Annotated in this window: 12 protein-coding genes; 3 read left to right on the top strand and 9 right to left on the bottom strand. The window is 57.7% G+C overall.

Features of this window, described 5'->3' with window-relative positions:
• The first annotated feature begins 10 nt into the window (after nucleotides 1-10).
• Nucleotides 11-1,603: an ABC-F family ATPase gene (locus AB5Z02_RS10340; RefSeq protein WP_005336974.1), complete on the top strand. Its 1,593-nt coding sequence runs from the start codon at nucleotides 11-13 to the stop codon at nucleotides 1,601-1,603.
• Nucleotides 1,604-1,796: 193 nt separating this feature from the next.
• Here AB5Z02_RS10340 and ppiD read toward each other — a convergent pair whose 3' ends face one another.
• The 6 genes from ppiD to tig all read right to left on the bottom strand — a co-directional run bounded on the left by ppiD (nucleotide 1,797) and on the right by tig (nucleotide 10,235).
• Nucleotides 1,797-3,710 (bottom strand): peptidylprolyl isomerase, encoded by a 1,914-nt coding sequence (ppiD, locus tag AB5Z02_RS10335; RefSeq protein WP_368215943.1) that lies wholly within the window; start codon nucleotides 3,708-3,710, stop codon nucleotides 1,797-1,799.
• A gap of 150 nt (nucleotides 3,711-3,860) precedes the next feature.
• On the bottom strand, nucleotides 3,861-4,133 hold the full coding sequence (gene hupB, locus AB5Z02_RS10330) for a nucleoid-associated protein HU-beta (protein WP_005315375.1): 273 nt from the start codon (nucleotides 4,131-4,133) through the stop codon (nucleotides 3,861-3,863).
• A gap of 240 nt (nucleotides 4,134-4,373) precedes the next feature.
• Nucleotides 4,374-6,728, bottom strand: coding sequence for an endopeptidase La (gene lon / locus AB5Z02_RS10325; protein WP_005336976.1), 2,355 nt, complete (start codon nucleotides 6,726-6,728; stop codon nucleotides 4,374-4,376).
• A gap of 141 nt (nucleotides 6,729-6,869) precedes the next feature.
• Nucleotides 6,870-8,144: an ATP-dependent protease ATP-binding subunit ClpX gene (gene clpX, locus AB5Z02_RS10320; RefSeq protein WP_005336977.1), complete on the bottom strand. Its 1,275-nt coding sequence runs from the start codon at nucleotides 8,142-8,144 to the stop codon at nucleotides 6,870-6,872.
• 70 nt (nucleotides 8,145-8,214) lie between these two features.
• Nucleotides 8,215-8,838, bottom strand: coding sequence for an ATP-dependent Clp endopeptidase proteolytic subunit ClpP (clpP, locus tag AB5Z02_RS10315; RefSeq protein ID WP_005336979.1), 624 nt, complete (start codon nucleotides 8,836-8,838; stop codon nucleotides 8,215-8,217).
• 86 nt (nucleotides 8,839-8,924) lie between these two features.
• Nucleotides 8,925-10,235 (bottom strand): trigger factor, encoded by a 1,311-nt coding sequence (gene tig / locus AB5Z02_RS10310; RefSeq protein ID WP_005345092.1) that lies wholly within the window; start codon nucleotides 10,233-10,235, stop codon nucleotides 8,925-8,927.
• 441 nt (nucleotides 10,236-10,676) lie between these two features.
• Between tig and AB5Z02_RS10305 the strand changes: the two genes are divergently transcribed.
• Nucleotides 10,677-11,111, top strand: coding sequence for a YccF domain-containing protein (locus AB5Z02_RS10305; RefSeq protein WP_005336982.1), 435 nt, complete (start codon nucleotides 10,677-10,679; stop codon nucleotides 11,109-11,111).
• Nucleotides 11,112-11,203: 92 nt separating this feature from the next.
• Nucleotides 11,204-11,794: a 5'-deoxynucleotidase gene (gene yfbR, locus AB5Z02_RS10300; protein ID WP_047436789.1), complete on the top strand. Its 591-nt coding sequence runs from the start codon at nucleotides 11,204-11,206 to the stop codon at nucleotides 11,792-11,794.
• 88 nt (nucleotides 11,795-11,882) lie between these two features.
• Here the strand turns inward: yfbR and lolE are convergent, their stop codons facing one another.
• The 3 genes from lolE to AB5Z02_RS10285 form a co-directional block, all read right to left on the bottom strand.
• On the bottom strand, nucleotides 11,883-13,124 hold the full coding sequence (gene lolE, locus AB5Z02_RS10295) for a lipoprotein-releasing ABC transporter permease subunit LolE (protein WP_005360064.1): 1,242 nt from the start codon (nucleotides 13,122-13,124) through the stop codon (nucleotides 11,883-11,885).
• Nucleotides 13,124-13,822, bottom strand: a complete 699-nt coding sequence (lolD, locus tag AB5Z02_RS10290; RefSeq protein WP_005336988.1) for a lipoprotein-releasing ABC transporter ATP-binding protein LolD — start codon at nucleotides 13,820-13,822, stop codon at nucleotides 13,124-13,126. The genes lolE and lolD overlap by 1 nt, the downstream gene beginning before the upstream one ends.
• 88 nt (nucleotides 13,823-13,910) lie before the next feature.
• Nucleotides 13,911-15,146: a lipoprotein-releasing ABC transporter permease subunit gene (locus AB5Z02_RS10285; RefSeq protein WP_323969720.1), complete on the bottom strand. Its 1,236-nt coding sequence runs from the start codon at nucleotides 15,144-15,146 to the stop codon at nucleotides 13,911-13,913.
• Between the last annotated feature and the right edge of the window lie 74 nt (nucleotides 15,147-15,220).

Raw genomic sequence — 15,220 nt, 5'->3', positions numbered from 1 at the left:
GACACATACCTTGTTAAGTAGCAACAACATCACCATGCAGTTCGGCGCCAAGCCGCTGTTTGAGAACATCAACGTCAAGTTTGGCGGCGGCAACCGCTATGGCCTTATCGGCGCCAACGGCTGTGGCAAGTCCACCTTTATGAAGATCCTCGGCGGTGATCTGGAGCCCACTGGCGGTAATGTGAGCCTGGACGTCAACGAGCGCATCGGTAAGCTGCGTCAGGATCAGTTCGCCTACGAAGATATGCGCGTACTGGACGTGGTCATGATGGGTCACACCGAGCTGTGGGCGGCCATCGCCGAGCGCGATGCCATCTACGCCAACCTCGAAGCGACCGACGACGACTACATGAAGGCCGCCGAGCTGGAAGGTCTGGTCGCCGAGTATGACGGCTATACCGCCGAGTCCCGCGCAGGTGAACTGCTGTTGGGTGCCGGTATTCCCATCGAGCAGCACAACGGCCCGATGAGCGAAGTGGCCCCGGGCTGGAAACTGCGGGTGCTGCTGGCACAGGCGCTGTTCTCCAACCCTGACATCCTGCTGCTGGACGAACCGACCAACAACCTGGATATCAACACCATTCGCTGGCTGGAGCAGGTGCTCAACGAACGTGAAAGCACCATGATCATTATCTCTCACGACCGTCACTTCCTGAACTCCGTCTGTACCCACATGGCGGATCTGGACTACGGCGAGCTGCGCGTCTACCCGGGCAACTACGATGACTACATGCTGGCCGCCACTCAGGCGCGCGAGCGTCTGCTGGCCGACAACGCCAAGAAGAAGGCCCAGATCGCCGATCTGCAATCCTTCGTCTCCCGTTTCAGTGCCAACGCCTCCAAGTCCAGCCAGGCGACCTCCCGCCTCAAGCAGATCGACAAGATCAAAATTGAGGAAGTGAAGGTCTCCAGCCGTCAGAACCCCTTCATCCGCTTCGAGCAGGAGAAGAAGCTCTACCGCAACATTCTGGAGATCGAAGGCCTGTCCAAAGGTTATGGCGAGGCGCCCCTGTTCAAGGGCCTCAACATGATGCTGGAAGTGGGTGAGAAGGTCGCCATTCTGGGTACCAACGGTATCGGTAAATCGACCCTGATCAAGACGCTGGTCGGGGATCTGGCACCGGATACCGGTACCATCAAGTGGTCCGAGAACGCCCAGATCGGTTACTACGCCCAGGATCACGCCGAAGATTTCGACACCGACCTCAACGTGTTCGACTGGATGGCCCAGTGGAAACAGGATAACGAAGACGAGCAGGCTGTGCGCTCCGTATTGGGTCGTCTGCTCTTCTCCCAGGACGACATCAAGAAGCCGGTCAAGGTGCTCTCCGGTGGTGAACAGGGCCGCATGCTGTTCGGCAAGCTGATGATGCAGCGCCCCAACATCCTGATCATGGATGAGCCGACCAACCACCTTGATATGGAATCTATCGAATCCTTGAACCTGGCCCTCGAGATGTACAAGGGCACCCTGATCTTCGTCTCCCACGACCGCGAATTCGTCTCCTCTCTGGCGACCCGCATTCTGGAGTTGAGCGAAGATGGTATCCGCGACTTCGGCGGCACCTACGAGGATTACCTGCGCACCCAGGGCGTAGTGTAACCCCTGCGCAGCACAAGCTAGCAATGAGAAACCGGCACTTATGTGCCGGTTTTTTTATATCTCATGTTTATGGCGACTGATATGGCTTACGGCTGCGCAGCGATCACTGGGAGCTGGGCTTGATTATTCCCCTCGCCCACAGATAAAAAAACGGCTCCATCAAGGAGCCGTTTTCACTGAATTGAACTGACGATTACTCGACGGTCGCTTCCACGCTGGTGAAGTACTCGATCTTGGCCGCTTTACGCAACTCGTCGATCAGAGACTTGTAATCCACCTGGGCTTTGCCCTGACCCAGCTGAGCTTGCAGCATGGCGGCCATGCCGGATGCGGCGGCAGGGACGTTGACCTTGTCCAGCGCAACCACAACGCGGTCACCATTGGTCTCGGCAACCAGAGCCACGCTCGGCTTGCCGTCGATCGGATGGGGCAGCGTGAACGCCTGGGCAATCAGGTTCTGATCCAGCTCGCGATCGAAGCGGGCAACCCCTTTGTGGGTCTCCACTTTCAGACCCAGTGCAGTCAGATCGGCGGTGATGCTCTCACCGACTTTCAGCTTGTCCAGCAGGCCCTGGGCCTTGCCACGGGCCACTTCACTGGCCTTGTCATGCTTGATGGCGGCAATCACCTGCTCTTTCACCTCAGCCAGCGGCTTGACCGCTTTGGGCTTGTGACCAGTGATGTGCAGCACCAGCGCCTTGCCGTCAGCCAGCTCGATCACGTCGGAGTTGGTGTTGTCATCGCGCAGCTGTTCGGAGAACGCCACGGAGAGCACCTTGGGATCGTTCAGCGGAGCCGGAGCAGTCGCCTGGGTGAAGAAATCGGAAGATTGAACCTTCATCCCCATGGCATCAGCGGTCAGATCCAGCGAGTCCGGGTTTTCGAAGCTGTTGTCAGCCATCTTCTGCTGCTCGGCGAAGAATTTCTCCTTGGCCTTGTCAGCTTGCAGACGAGTGATAGTCTCTTCTTTCACATCGGCAAACGGCTTGGTCTGGGCTGCTTCAACCCCCAGCAGCTTGATAATGTGGAAACCGAACGGGCTCTTCACCACGCCGGAGAGATCGCCAGCCTTGTTCAGGGCGAACGCGGCTTTCTCGAAGGCCGGATCCATCACCCCTTTCTCGAACCAGTCCAGCTCGCCGCCTTTTTTGGCAGAGAAGGTATCGGAAGAGTCAGCCTTGGCCAGCGCAGCGAAATCATCACCCGCCTTGGCTTTGGCCAGCACGGCTTCTGCTTTCTGCTCGGCCGCTTTCTCATCCTTGCCAAACGGGATCAGGATATGAGCCACATGGCGACGCTCGGCACGCTGGAACAGATCCTGGTGCTGATCGTAGTAATCCTGGGCATCCTGCTCGGTGACCTTGATATCCTTGGCGAGGTTGGCGGCGTCCAGCAGCAGATAGTCGACCTTGACCTGCTCATCGTTCATGAAACGGGCGCCATTGGTCTTGTAGTACTGCTCCAGCTCGTTGTCGGAGACCTGAACATCAGCCATGTAGTTGGCGGCAGCCAGACGCACCAGACGCAGATCGCGAGTCTGGTTGTAGAGCTTGTCGAGCTGCTCCGCTTCACCCTTGAGGGAGAACTCGGTGCCCAGCAGGGCGCTCATCAACTGTTGACGCACCATGTCCTGACGCAGGGAGTCACGGAACATTTCGGGAGTCATGCCGGCACGACGGATCAGCTGCAGATAGCGGTCATTGTTGAACTTGCCGTTCTCGGCAAAGTCCGGCATGGCCACGATGGCTTGCTTGATCTGTTCGTCACTGATACGCAGACCCAGTTCACGGGCCTTGCTGTCCAGCAGCGCCTGATCGATCAGGCGATCCAGTACGCCACGGCGGAACTGTTTCATGTAATCGGGGTTCGCGGCCAACTGGCTGAATGCCTCTCCCATCTGGGATTCCATGCGGGCGCGCTCGTTACGATAGGCATTTTCCAGTGCCGCAGCACTGATCTCGGTGCCATTGACGGTGGCGGGGGCGGTACGGGCCGGGCCGTTCAGGTAACTACCTACACCAGCCAAGGCAAAGGAGAGGATGATCAGGCCCAAGATAACCTTGGCTACCTTGCCCTGCGCCCCTTCGCGTAGTTTATCCAACATCATGTTTGTACTTATGCTCCCGAACTCGATGGGCGTAAACAATAAAAAGGCGCACCGATTGCGATGCGCCTTGGTCAATCAGTATGAGAGAAGACTCTCTAACTTGTCTGGTCTGCGACCAAGGACGGTAGCCGACGGATATCAGCGACCGACTTAGTTAACAGCGTCTTTCAGGGCCTTACCGGCTTTGAAGGCAGGAACTTTACCAGCAGCGATTTCGATGGTCGCGCCAGTCTGCGGGTTACGGCCTGAACGGGCAGCACGCTCGCGTACAGCGAAAGTACCGAAACCAACCAGAGCAACCTGGTCACCCTCTTTCAGCGCTTCACCAACAGCATCAATGAAGGCATCCAACGCACGGCCAGCGGCAGCTTTGGAGATATCGGCACCGTCTGCAATCTTGTCAATCAGTTGAGATTTATTCACTCTTATATTCCCCTTTTATCAAACACCGCTGCGGCGCTGATTTCCCTGGCCACAACAAGTGGAGGTTTTATAGCAAGCCTCCTGATCAGTTGCAAGTGACAATCTGGCGCAAACCCGCGCCACACAACGCATTGCGACTCATCACGAGTACCCGATCGGTGGTCAAGGCTACTTCCGTTATCGGGCGCATGCAAGCCTTAACCACCCGCCGAATGCGCCAAATTTGCGGCGCATCAACATTTACACGACAGAAACGCGCTCAAACCCCTGTGGATTGTCCTGCAACGCCAATTCCAGCACCTCGTCAATCCAGCGAACCGGATAAATTTCAAGGTCTTGTTTGACGTTTGCCGGGATCTCCTCAAGGTCACGCTCGTTCTCTTTCGGAATAAGCACTCGCTTGATGCCGCCACGGTGGGCTGCCAGCAACTTCTCCTTGAGACCACCGATGGGCAGCACTTCGCCGCGCAAGGTGATCTCCCCTGTCATCGCCACATCAGCACGAACCGGATTACCGGTCAAGCTGGAGACCAGGGCAGTACACATGGCGATACCGGCGCTCGGACCATCTTTCGGGGTTGCACCTTCCGGTACGTGCACGTGGATATCGCGCTTCTCGTAGAAGTCGGCGTTGATGCGCAGCTTCTCGGCACGGGCACGCACGACGGTCATGGCCGCCTGGATGGACTCCTGCATCACATCACCGAGAGAACCGGTATAAGTGAGCTTGCCCTTGCCCGGCATGTTGGTGGTCTCGATGGTGAGCAGATCGCCCCCCACTTCGGTCCACGCCAGACCACACACCTGACCCACTTGATTCTGGTCGGTGGCCTTGCCGTAATCGAAACGCTGCACCCCGAGGAACTCCTTGAGGTTCTCCTGATTGACCTGAACATGCTTGATGCTCTTGTCCAGCAGGATGCGCTTGACCGCCTTGCGACAAATCTTGGAGATCTCGCGCTCCAGACTCCGCACCCCCGCCTCGCGGGTGTAGTAACGGATCACTCCGACCAGGGCAGAATCTTCGATGGTGATCTCGGACTCTTTCAGGCCGTTACGCTGGATCTGCTTGGCAACCAGATGCTGCTTGGCAATGTTGAGCTTCTCATCTTCGGTGTAACCGGAGAGACGGATCACTTCCATCCGGTCCAGCAACGGACCCGGGATGTTCATGGAGTTGGAGGTAGCCACGAACATGACGTCCGACAGGTCATAATCCACTTCCAGATAGTGATCGTTGAAGCTGTTGTTCTGTTCCGGATCCAGCACTTCCAGCAAGGCGGATGCGGGATCGCCGCGCATGTCCGAGCTCATCTTGTCGATCTCGTCGAGCAGGAACAGCGGGTTCTTCACGCCGACTTTCGCCATCTTCTGGATGAGCTTGCCGGGCATGGAACCGATATAGGTACGGCGGTGACCGCGGATCTCCGCTTCGTCACGCACCCCACCGAGAGCCATACGCACATATTTGCGGCCCGTCGCCTTGGCGATGGATTGGCCCAGCGAGGTCTTGCCCACACCGGGAGGGCCAACCAAACAGAGGATGGGGCCCTTGAGCTTATTGACGCGCGCCTGCACCGCCAGATATTCGAGGATGCGATCCTTGACCTTCTCAAGGCCATAGTGATCGGCATCCAGCACCTCTTGCGCCTTGCCAAGGTCTTTCTTGACCTTGGATCGCGCCTTCCACGGCACCTGTACCATCCAGTCCACATAGCTGCGCACCACGGTAGCCTCGGCGGACATGGGAGACATCATCTTCAGCTTGGCAAGCTCGGCCTGGGCCTTTTCACGGGCATCTTCCGGCATGCCAGCCTCTTCAATCTTGCGATTGAGGGCTTCAAACTCATCCGGGCTATCTTCCAGCTCACCCAGCTCTTTCTGGATGGCCTTCATCTGCTCGTTGAGGTAATACTCGCGCTGGCTCTTTTCCATCTGCTTCTTGACGCGAGTACGGATGCGCTTCTCGACCTGCAGCAGGTCAATTTCCGACTCCATCATCGCCATCAGGAATTCGATGCGCTCGGAAACCGAGACGATCTCCAGCACCTTCTGCTTGTCTTCCAGCTTGAGCGGCATGTGGGCCGCCATGGTGTCAGCCAGACGCGCAGCATCGTCGATCGCCGAGATCGAGGTCAGTACCTCGGGCGGGATCTTCTTGTTGAGCTTGATATAGCCTTCAAACTGGCCGATGGCGGAGCGAACCAGCACTTCCTGATCCTTCTCCTCAATGGCTTGGGAGGGGATGTACTGGGCCTCGCAGACAAAGAAATCCTTGTCGTCGATCATCCGCTCCAGGCGGGCACGCTGTCCCCCCTCTACCAGCACCTTGACGGTGCCATCCGGCAGCTTGAGCATCTGCAGAATATTGGCCACTGTCCCGACGGTGAAGATCTCCTCCACCGTTGGCTCATCGGTTGACGCATCCTTCTGGGCCACCAGCAGAACTTTCTTGTCCTGCTCCATGGCCGCTTCCAGACAGCGAATGGATTTTTCCCGCCCCACAAAGAGTGGAATGACCATGTGGGGATAAACCACCACGTCACGAAGAGGCAGGACGGGAATCTCGATGCGTTCTGAACGCTCTAGGTTCATATATGTCCTCTCGGCTTGTTATACCGTTGGCAAAGCGCTTGGCTGAGTATATGGGGGCGCTGAGATGAGATTCAATCGCCGAAACCGTAAAAAGCATGAAAGGGGCAAAAAGCCCCTTCCATTCGATTAAAAATCAGACATTTACTCTGATGCAGCAGCCTGGGTTTCGGGATTTTCGTAAATCATCAAGGGCGCGGAGTCCCCTTTGATCACGGTCTCGTCGATCACCACCTTGCTGACCCCTTCCAGAGAAGGCAGGTCATACATGGTATCCAGCAGCACGGCTTCTACGATGGAACGCAGACCACGAGCACCGGTTTTACGCTCCATCGCCTTGCGAGCAATGGCGTTGAGTGCGTCGTCACGGAACTCCAGCTCGACCCCTTCCAGGTCGAACAACGCAGCGTACTGTTTGGTCAGCGCGTTTTTCGGCTCTTTCAGGATCTGGATAAGCGCAGACTCATCCAGCTCGGTCAGGGTCGCGACCACCGGCAGACGGCCGATGAACTCGGGGATCAGACCATACTTGATCAGATCTTCCGGCTCCACCTTGGCGAAGGTCTCGCTCAGGGTGGCCTTGGCATCCTTAGATTTCACCTCGGCGCCAAAACCGATACCGGTTCCCTTCACGGAACGCTGCTCGATCACCTTGTCCAGACCGGCAAAGGCACCGCCACAGATGAAGAGGATCTTGGAGGTATCAACCTGCAAGAACTCCTGCTGCGGATGCTTGCGACCACCTTGCGGCGGCACGGAAGCGATGGTCCCTTCGATCAGCTTGAGCAGTGCCTGCTGTACCCCTTCCCCAGAGACATCGCGGGTGATGGAGGGGTTGTCCGACTTGCGGGAAATCTTGTCGATCTCGTCGATGTAGACGATGCCACGCTGGGCCTTCTCTACGTCGTAGTCACACTTTTGCAGCAGCTTCTGGATGATGTTCTCCACGTCCTCGCCCACATAACCGGCTTCGGTCAGGGTGGTCGCATCGGCCATGGTGAACGGCACATCCAGCAGACGAGCCAGAGTCTCGGCCAGCAGGGTTTTACCGCTACCGGTCGGGCCAATCAGCAGGATGTTGGATTTGCCGAGCTCCACACCACTGTTTTCGCCGCTGTTGCGCAGACGCTTGTAGTGGTTGTAGACGGCAACGGCCAACACCTTCTTGGCATACTCCTGCCCGATCACATAGTCATCGAGATGAGCGCGGATCTGATGAGGGGTTGGCAGCTCGTTACCATCGCGTTTGGGAGAGATCTCGCGGATCTCTTCGCGGATGATGTCGTTGCACAGCTCGACGCACTCATCACATATGTAGACGGAAGGGCCAGCGATCAGCTTGCGCACTTCATGCTGGCTTTTGCCGCAAAAAGAGCAGTAGAGCAGCTTATCACCCTCACCCTTGCGTTTCTCTGTCATTCAGCAACCTCGTTTTATCAATAGAGGATGGATCGGCCTGTTGAGTTTACAACAGACCGGGACACCCTGCTCAGCTACGCTGGCTCAGGACACCGTCTACCAGACCATAGGCCACGGCCTGCTCGGCGGACATGAAGTTGTCACGATCGGTGTCACGCTCGATGGTAGCCATGTCCTGACCGGTGTGGAACGCCAGGCGCTCGTTCAGGGTATTTTTGATCTTCAGGATCTCCTGGGCGTGGATCTGGATATCAGATGCCTGACCCTGGAAGCCACCCAGCGGCTGGTGGATCATCACACGGGCGTTAGGCAGGCAGAAACGCTTGCCCTTGGCACCGCCAGCCAGCAGGAAGGCCCCCATGGAGCAGGCCTGCCCCATGCAGACGGTGCTGACATCCGGCTTGATGAACTGCATGGTGTCATAGATGGACATGCCTGCAGTCACCGAACCACCCGGCGAGTTGATGTAGATATAGATGTCCTTGTCCGGATTCTCGGACTCGAGGAACAGCAACTGGGCAACCACCAGATTGGCCATGTGATCTTCAACCTGACCAGTCAGGAAGATCACCCGCTCTTTCAGCAGACGGGAGTAAATATCGTAGGAACGTTCACCCTTGGCAGTCTGTTCGACCACGATGGGGACCAGCGCATTGCTGGGAGAATCGGTCATATCGTTATAGTTCTTGTACATAAGGCATTGTCCCTAAAATAAAATGGCCCGAGTGGAGATCACACGAGCCATTATACTTAACAGTCTTGACCTTAAGTCAAATGTTCTTAGGCAGCGGCGCCAGACTTGTTGATCACTTCGTCAAAGGCAACTTCTTTCTCGGTCACTTGCGCTTTGGACAGGATCAGGTCGATGGCTTGATCTTCTACTGCCAGGTTACGAACGCCGTTCAGCATCTGTTCGTTCTTCTGGTAGTACTCGATCACTTCCTTCGGATCTTCGTAGGCAGTCGCCATGGACTCGATGATGCTGTTTACACGAGCATCGTCAGCCTTGATCTCGTTGGTACGGATCACGTCACCCAGCAGCAGGCCTACGCGTACACGACGCTCGGCTTGAGCCTGGAACAGTTCAGCCGGCAGCTCGGGAGCGTTGCCGCCCTGGAAGCCACCGAAGCGCTGCAGAGCCTGCTGACGCAGTGCGTCGATCTCTTGAGCAACAGCTGCTTTCGGCAGGTCGATTTGGTTGGCTTCAACCAGACCGTTCAGAACCTGCTCTTTCACGCTGTTTTTCAGGGCTTGAGCCAGTTCGCGCTCCATGTTCTTGCGCACTTCGGCTTTCAGCTCTTCAACAGAACCGCTTTCGATACCGAAACGCTTCACGAACTCTTCGGTCAGCTCAGGCAGGATCTGCTCTTCAACCTTGATCAGCTTGGAAGCGAACTTGGCTTCTTTGCCTTTCAGGTTTTCAGCGTGGTAGTCAGCCGGGAAGGTCACTTCGATGGTGAACTCGTCGCCAGCTTTCTTGCCCAGGATGGCGTCTTCGAAGCCCGGGATCATACGGCCAGCGCCCAGCACCAGGTTGAAGCCTTCAGCTTTGCCGCCGTCGAACTCTTCACCGTCGATGGAACCGACGAAGTCCATGGTCACACGCATGCCATTGGCAGCGGCAACATCGGCATCAGCCCAAGTAGCGTGCTGCTTGCGCAGGGTGTCGATCATGTTGGCCAGATCTTCATCCTTCACGGTAGCAACCGGCTTCTCGACCTTGATGGTCTCGAGACCTGCAACTTCGAACTCCGGATACACTTCGAAAGTGGCGGTGAATTCAAAATCCTGACCTTCTTTGATCTCTTTCGGATCCATGGTCGGGGCACCGGCCGGGCTCAGTTTGTTTTCGATGATGGCTTTGATGAAGTTGCTCTGCATCATTTCATCAGCAACGCGGGCGTGAGCCATGGCGCCGAACATCTTCTTGATGATGGCAACCGGAGCCTTGCCAGGACGGAAACCGTCGATGCGACGAGTTTTGGCCAGGCCATTCAATTCTTTACGCACAGCGGCGTCTACGGTAGCGGCCGGTACAGTGATGGTAAGACGGCGTTCCAGACCCTGGGTTGTCTCTACAGAAACTTGCATTCTTCTACCTCGTTCAACTCAGCACTGTGTGCTGACCCTTTATTGCCCCTGGGCAAAGCCCGGAGTCTTCCTGTTTATAAAGACAACGATATGTCTTTGTGATGAGAAAATATGACGCGGCATTATAGCGGCGCACTTTGGTCGAGTCGAGCCACACATCCCCCACATTGAGCGGCGTGCAAGCACAATTCGTGCAAAACTGCCCTTTATATGGGGAGAGAGGAGCCCGACTTCAACTATCCGATGGCAATAATTTTGCGTTTGTTCACCTTTTTTCATCCGAACGCCGCTTTATTGCCCATCTTTCGCCGAAAAACAGCCCACCGTTGCGGGCGGCGACTCAATTTGACCAGCCAAATGGCGATTGGGCCAATCAACCATTGCGTCCCTACCCCTCCCTCGTTATGGTGGCAACCAAATTGATGATCTGGAGTCACTCACATGGCCTTTTTCCGCTTCTTGTTCAATCTGCTCTGGTTTGTACTGGGAGGTGTCTTTATGGGCCTGGCCTGGTGGCTGGCCGGTCTTGTCTGCTTTATCTCGCTGGTCGGCATCCCCTGGGGACGTGCCTGCTTCGTGATCGGCACCTTTACCTTCTTCCCGTTTGGCAAGCAGGCCGTCAATCGCAAAACCATGACCGGCCAGAGCGATATCGGCACCGGCACTCTGGGGCTGATTGGCAACATCCTCTGGTTCGTGCTGATCGGCGTCTGGCTGGCCATCGGCCACATCGCTTCCGCGCTGGCCTGCTTCGTAACCATTATCGGTATCCCGTTCGGTATCCAGCACCTCAAGCTGGCGCTGATCAGCCTGGCTCCTATCGGCCAGATGATTGTGACCAACCAGGAGGCGGAATCGGGCCGCTATATCCGCTAAACACGGGAAATGCGCGGGCAGACGCTGCCCTGCAACGAAAAAAAGGGCAGACTAGGGTCTGCCCTTTTTTATTCTCTTTTGTTGAGGCCATCATGTTACCCAGCCACTTTTTCGCCAATCTCGCCCGCATGAAACTCATCTACCGCTGGCCCCTGATGCGCAACATCCAGCCGGAAAACATTGCCGAACACAGCCTGCAGGTCGCCATGGTGGCCCATGCCCTCGGCATCATCAAAAACCGGCTGTTTGGCGGCAGCGTGAATGCCGACCGCGCCGCCGTGATGGCCCTCTACCACGACAGCAGTGAGGTGCTGACCGGCGATCTGCCTACCCCGGTCAAATACTTCAACCCCGAAATTGCCCGCGAGTACAAGAAGATAGAACTGGCCGCCGAGCAGCGTCTGCTTGGCATGCTGCCGCCGGAACTGGTGGAGGACTTTCGCCCCCTGCTCGATTCGGCAGCCCAGGATGACGAGCTGGCCAGGCTGGTGAAAGATGCCGACACCCTCTGCGCCTATACCAAATGTCTGGAGGAGATCAACGCCGGCAACCGGGAGTTCGAACCGGCTCGCAAGCGCCTCGAGGCCATGCTGGCAGCCCGGATGAGCGATGAGATGCGCTACTTTATCGACACCTTCGTGGCCAGCTTCTCCCTGCCACTCGATGAGCTTAACGCTCACTAAGCCAGTCTACATGACCTGAAAAACAGAAGGGCACGCCGGTTTGCACCGGCGGGCCCTTCGTTCTTTATTGCGCATTAGATGCAACGCATCAGTGACCCAGCTCGCGGGACGGTACCAGACCGCTCGCCCGCCAGGCGGGATAGAGTGTCGCCACCAGGCTCATCAGGATGGCGGCGCCCGTCACGATGAGCAGATCCTGCATATGCAACTCGGTCGGCAAAAAGTCGATAAAGTAGATATCCGGATTGAGGAAGCGGTGACCGATGAGCTTTTCGACAACGCTCAGGATCTGGGTCAGCTTGCTCGAAAGCAGCCCACCCAGCAGGGCACCGAGCAGGGCACCGGCCACGCCGTTGACCATCCCCTGAATGACGAAGGTAAGCCGGATCTGGCCGGGGCTCGCCCCCATGGTCTTCAGGATGGCAATCTCGCTGCGCTTCTCGTTCACCGCCATCACCAGGGTGGAGACGATGTTGAAGCAGGCGACAGCCACCACCATCAGCATCACCACATACATGACGGTACGCACCATCTGGATGTCCTGATAGAGGTAGCCTTGGCTGTTCATCCAGCTACGGATGTAAACATGATGGGGGAACTGCTGCGCGGCGGCTACCGTGATGGATTGCGCCTTGAGCACGTCGCTCACCCGCAGGCTGAAGCCCTCCACATCGCTGCCCATACCAGTGATCGCTTGCGCATCGGCCAGATGCATAAAGCCGAGCAACCCGTCGAGCTGACCGCCGATCTCCAGCAGCCCCACCACGGTCAGGGCTTCGCGCCGGGGATTCTTGATCCCGGTCTGATCACCCCCTTGTGGCAACAACAAACCAAGAGTGTCACCCACCTTGACGCCCAGTTTGTCGGCAATGGTCTTGCCAAGGATCACCCCACGCTCACCCGGTTGCAGCTCACGCAGGCCGCGGCCCGTCATGTATTTGCCCGCATCCGACAAATTGGCTTCCAGCTCCGGCAATACCGCGCGCAGTTGCACCCCCTTGAGGGCGGAGCCGTGCTCCAGCAGGCCATTGAGGCGAATGACCGGCGCTGCCGCCTCAACGCCCGGCTGAGCCAGCAGGTAGTCGCGCAGACGGGGCCAATCCGGCAACGGCCGCTCGACGGCGTCCAGCTCACCTTGTGGCACCACGGAGAGCACCCTGTCTTTGAGCTCCCGCTCGAAACCGTTCATGGCGGAGAGGCCCAAGATCAGCGCCATCACCCCGAGGGCGATACCGATCAGGGAAGAGGCTGAGATAAAGGCGATAAACCCGTTGCGACGGCGGGAGCGGCTGTAACGCAGGCCCAGAAAGAGGGGCAGCGGTTTGAACATCAGGCAACCTCCGCCATCACGCCACTCACCAGGGTCACCCGGCGATGGAGCTTGGCCGCCAGGCTCAAGTCGTGAGTCACCACCACAAAGGCGGTGCCCAGTTCACGATTCAGTTCACACAGCAGTTCGTACACCGCGGTGGCACTGGCGTGATCCAGATTGCCGGTAGGTTCATCCGCCAGCACCAGACTCGGTTCGTTGACCAGCGCCCGGGCGATCGCCACACGTTGACGTTCGCCACCGGAGAGCTCGGAGGGACGGTGATTCAAGCGATGGGAGAGCCCTACCCTACCCAACATTTTGGTCGCCTTTTCGGTGGCAACCGCCACCGACTCACCGGCGATCAGCAGCGGCATTGCAGCATTTTCCAGCGCACTGAACTCGGAGAGCAGGTGGTGGAACTGGTAGACAAAGCCCAGCTCGCGGTTGCGAAAGCGAGCCTGGGTACGGCTGTCCCAATGGTGGATATCCTCCCCCTTGAACAGCACGGCGCCGCTGGAGGGGTTGTCGAGGGCCCCCATCAGATGCAGCAGAGTGGTCTTGCCGGAGCCGGAGCTCCCCACCACCGCCAGCATTTCGCCGGGCGCGACGCAGAGATCGATCCCCTTGAGCACCTGAGTCTCCAGCTCCCCCTCTTTATAGACATGATTGAGCGCCTGGCAGCGCAGCAGAGGTTCACGGGATACGGCTTCATTCATAACAGGGGCTCCACTTGCCTCGGTAACAACGCTGGCACCCGCAACTACGGGGGCACCAGTCACAACAGAAGATGCATTATTCACGGCATTACTCATAACGCAGCGCCTCGGCCGGTTTCACCCGCGCGGCGCGGGCCGCCGGGTAGAGGGTGGCACTGAAGCTCAGCAGCACAGCACCCAGCAAAATGGTGATGACCTGAGCCGGCTCGACAATCACCGGCAGGCCACTGCCGCCCGCCGCCATATAGAGGTTGAGCCCCACCGCATTGAGCAGAGGGTTGAGACCCAGGGAGAGCGCAAGGCCCGCCAGTCCGCCAAACAGGGCGCCAATCACCCCGCTGGAGGCGCCGAGCACCATGAAGATTTTGACGATCCCCGATTCACTCATGCCCATGGTGCGCAGGATGGCCACTTCGCCCTCCTTGTCCGTTACCACCATCACCAGCGCGGAGAGGATGTTGAAGGTAGCGACGGCGATGATCAGCACCAGCATCAGCCCCATCATCCGTTTTTCCATGGCGACCGCCTGGAACAGCTCGCCCCGCTCGCGGCGCCAATCCTGCCAGACCAATCCGTCAGGCAACGGCGTCTTGATCACCTCGTCAGCGGCAAAGGGATCATCGAGCCAGAGGCGAATGCCACCGACGGTTTCTGGCGGCAGACGCAGCAGTCGCTGGGCATCCCCAAGCGCGATCAGCGCAATCTGGTTATCTACATCGGCGCCGACCCCGAAGATGCCGGAGACGGTAAAGAGGCGCTGGGCCGGTACCCGGCCAAACGGGGTGAAGCGGGTCCCTTCGGTCAGGATCAGGCGAACCTGATCGCCAATGGAGACATTGAGGCGGCGTGCCACCCCCTGCCCCAGCACGATGCGGTAGTGACCGGCCTGCAGGGTATCGAGGCGCCCCCCCAACATCTGGCTATGGAGGATGTCATCCTTGGGCCACTTCGCAGGGTCAATCCCCTGCACGCTCACCCCGGTCAGCTGGCCGGGGCTTTGCAGCATCCCTTCGCTGTCGAGCATGGGGGCAGAGGCAACCACATGGGGTAATTTGGCCAGATCAGGCAAGCCTTGCGGGTTGGCATCAATACGGCCAGCCTGATTGGTCACCACCACATGGGGGATCACCCCGAGGATACGCCCTTTGAGCTGCCCTTCGAAACCGTTCATCACCGAAATGACCACCATCAGGGCGGCGACCCCGATGGCGATGCCAAAGGTAGAGAACAGGGAGATAAATGAGACGAAGCGATTGCTGCGCTTCGAGCCTGCATAACGCAGGCCGATGGCCAGCGAAAGGGGCTGAAAAAGTCCGGTCTTCAAGGATATGTACGTTGCCAACAAAATAAGATACCGGATAATAAAGGGAAACCGTCCATGACAACAAGGGATAGCCT

Origin of the sequence: Aeromonas sp. R2-3 (assembly GCF_040908375.1) — a bacterium.
GTDB lineage: Bacteria > Pseudomonadota > Gammaproteobacteria > Enterobacterales > Aeromonadaceae > Aeromonas > Aeromonas veronii.
This window is presented reverse-complemented; position numbering and strand designations above follow the sequence as displayed.